The organism is Methylobacterium longum (genome assembly GCF_022179385.1).
In the GTDB taxonomy this organism is placed as follows: Bacteria; Pseudomonadota; Alphaproteobacteria; order Rhizobiales; family Beijerinckiaceae; genus Methylobacterium; species Methylobacterium longum.
Map to the genome: position 1 here is coordinate 1 of NZ_BPQS01000109.1, position 3064 is coordinate 3064.

Here is a 3064-nt window from a genome sequence, read left to right on the forward strand (position 1 = left end):
GTCGGCAGGAGACATCGCCTTCAGCAGGCGATTACGGACGCTGGAGTGCTGAGGCTGAGCCACGGCTCTGGTCCCGGTCAGGGCAAGAGCACACGCGGTCTCCTAAGCGCCAGCGACCCGAAAGCGATGCAGGCGATCAGCGCAGCATCTGCGCTCGACTGCGCAATAGCAAAGCAAATCGCCCGTCGAAGGCGGCGGATCCCTGAAAGGTTCGATCCATTACCAAACGCCCGGATGCTTCCGAAACCCAATTTACATCAACGTCACCTGATTACACTGGTTTACCGTAAGGCTCATCATCGGTTGATCCAATCCAGGCGCCGGTGACTGGGAGAGCCACGCGCTTCCGCCTGCAACGCAAGGCGCATACGCCATGCCCTTCGCTCCCGATCAGCACGCCACGACCCTGCTCATCCGCAAGCTGGAGAGCATCACCCCCCTCTCGGACGAGGAGCGGCAGGCGCTCGAGAGCCTGCCAGTGCGGGTCCACGTCCTCGGTGCTCGGCAGGACATCGTGCGCGACGGCGACAGGCCCACACACTGCTGCCTCGTCGTCGACGGCTGGGCCTGCCGGTACAAGCTGCTCAGCCAGGGCAAGCGGCAGATCCTGTCGTTCCACATCGCGGGCGACATCCCGGATCTGCTGAGCCTGCACGTCCCCACCATGGACCACAGCCTCGCCACGGTGACGAACGCGACGGTGGCGTTCATCCCGCACGAGAGCCTACAGGCGCTCGTCGCGTGCCATCCCCGTCTTGCATCGCTGCTGTGGCGTGACACGCTGATCGACGCGGCGATCTTCCGCGAGTGGATGGTCGGCATGGGGCGGCGCTCCGCCTTCGAGCGGATTGGCCACCTGTTCTGCGAGATGTACGTGAAGCTCGAAGCGATGGGGCTGGCCGGTGACTACCACTGTCCGCTGCCGCTCACTCAGGTCGATCTCGCCGATGCGCTGGGCCTCACGCCCGTGCACGTCAACCGCGTGCTGCAGGAGATGCGCGGCCGAAGGCTGCTCGAGCTGCGCAGGCGCACGCTGGTGATCGAGGCCTGGGACGAACTTTCGACGACCGCTGAGTTTGACCCCAGGTACCTGCAGTTGGAGGCGCGAGCGGCTTGATCAGCCCTCGCCAACAAGCCGGTTCGTGTCGCCATCGGCAGCCTCGATAACCGAGCGTCTGCTCGCTTCCGCGGGCGACTTCCTCCTGGCGATGCTGATGGTCAGAAGCTGACACCTGACGCCTGCGCGAAGGCTGCTTACGACCTGCGCGGGCACAGCCTGACCGGATCAGCCAGACCCCATTGAGCGATACCGTCGCCGTGTAGACGGGACGGTGATCCTCATCGCTCACCAGAACCGTGTAGGCGAGCCGGTCGCCGCCTTTGAGCGCTTCATCGCGGGTGAGATCCGGGAGGAGTTGCAACGCCAGCGCACGGGCGGCTTCCAGGGTGGCGCATTCCGTGCCGGTCTGATCGAACTGCGTCGCGCCGTCGTGGATGTCGAAGAAGTACCGGGACACAGCCGTGCTCCGCGCATTTACGGCGGGAGCGCTCGCTACTCTCAGGCGCTGGCAGCCAGGGTCGAAGCCAGCGATACGGCTTTGTAGCCCAACCCAACCCGTGGCGCAGCGGGGGGGGGGGAACTGTTCGATACTGAACATTCCAGACGCTGGTCGGAACTCAGGATTGCGCTGCGTAATGTATGTTAGATTTCAGGTGCTGTCGGCGGGTATCGTCAGCGGGCACGATCCAGGCGCTGGCGGCTGGAAGGAGAACACGTCCGCCTTCTCGCCACCGGAGAGTGCCTTGGACCAAACCGCCACACATTCCCTCGCTCCCCTGGTCCAGAAGCTGAGTGGTGCAGGTCCCCTCTCGAAGGCAGAGCAGCAGGCCATCCAGGGATTGCCCGCCAAGGTCCGGATCGTGGAGGCGCATCAGGACATCAAGCAAGGTGGGGAAGCCTCAGCCTCCTGCTGCATCGTCCTCGATGGCTGGACCTGTGCCTTCCAGATGCTCCAGGAGGGCAGGCGTTCGATCCTGGCGATCAGTGTCCCCGGTGACCTACCGGATCTCCAGAGCCTGCACCTGTCCGCCCCGGACTTCAGCATGGCCACGCTGACGCAAGCGACCCTCGCCTTTGTCCCGCACGCGGAAATGCACAAGTTGATGGCCGCCTTTCCGACGCTGGCGACGGCGCTCTGGCGTGAGGCGCTGATCACCGCGGCCATTCATCGGGCCTGGATGGCGGGCCTGAGCCGTCGCGACGCCCGGGGACGCATGGCGCACCTGTTCTGTGAACTGTACCTGCGGCTTTCCGCGGCTGACCGTGCGGACGGGTATGCGATCCCGATGCCGCTCAGGCAGCCCGATCTCGGGGACGCGCTCGGGCTGACGTCCGTGCATGTCAACCGAACCCTGAGGGATCTGCGCAGCGAAGGACTGATCGACCTGCGCGGCCGGCGGCTGGAGATCCGCGACTGGAATGGGCTGTGCGCAGCCGCCGAGTTCGATCCGCAGTACCTGCATCTGAGCGCGGGCGGGCACAACGAGGCCTGAGGTCAGCGGCGGACCTTCGGAAGCAGCCCCGGGCGAGGGCGGCAACCGGTTGCACGCAGCCACGGATCCGACCCTGCCCAGTCCGAAGTGTGAGAAACCCGACGCTTGGCACCGCGACACATGGGTGCGCTATCCCAACAGGGAAGGCTGATTTAGATCAGGCTTTCCGGATGGAGGGTACGGTTTCGAACCCTATACTCGCAGGAGACTGAGCGCGCCGTCGGTGCATCAGCCGCGGCGTATGGGAGCGATTGCCACTCACCCGTTCGGCAATCCCACGAACGAGGCAGGTTGAGAGGCGATGCAGGACAACGACACAGCCGGTGCCGAGGACGGCACCTCACGCCCGGACGGCCGGGCCGCCAACCCCCTGATCCTGAAGCTGGAGAGCCTCGCCCCACTCTCGGCCGACGACCGGGCGGTGCTGGAGCGGATCAGCGCCAAGCCGCACCTCGTCCCGGCCGGCACGGACCTGATCGGCGAGGGCGACAAGCCGGACGGCGTCTACCTG

At 65.5% G+C, this 3064-nt stretch carries 2 protein-coding genes and 2 pseudogenes; 3 read left to right on the top strand and 1 reads right to left on the bottom strand.

The window, feature by feature from the left end:
* Nucleotides 1-373 precede the first annotated feature (373 nt).
* On the top strand, nucleotides 374-1117 hold the full coding sequence (locus MFF58_RS31405; protein WP_238294211.1) for a Crp/Fnr family transcriptional regulator: 744 nt from the start codon (nucleotides 374-376) through the stop codon (nucleotides 1115-1117).
* A gap of 250 nt (nucleotides 1118-1367) precedes the next feature.
* On the opposite strand, the pseudogene MFF58_RS32710 reads toward MFF58_RS31405, so the two are convergent.
* Nucleotides 1368-1658: pseudogene (locus tag MFF58_RS32710) on the bottom strand (DUF6894 family protein); the annotation flags it as partial.
* A gap of 145 nt (nucleotides 1659-1803) precedes the next feature.
* Here MFF58_RS32710 and MFF58_RS31415 point away from each other — a divergent pair.
* Together MFF58_RS31415 and MFF58_RS31420 are read left to right on the top strand one after the other, a co-directional pair.
* On the top strand, nucleotides 1804-2553 hold the full coding sequence (locus MFF58_RS31415; protein WP_238294214.1) for a Crp/Fnr family transcriptional regulator: 750 nt from the start codon (nucleotides 1804-1806) through the stop codon (nucleotides 2551-2553).
* A 301-nt stretch (nucleotides 2554-2854) separates the two neighbouring features.
* Nucleotides 2855-3064, top strand: a pseudogene (locus MFF58_RS31420) (helix-turn-helix domain-containing protein); the annotation flags it as partial.

Coding starts and splice junctions, on each gene's coding strand:
- MFF58_RS31405 (WP_238294211.1), top strand. CDS start 374: ATGCCCTTCGCTCCCGATCAGCACGCCACGACCCTGCTCATCCGCAAG.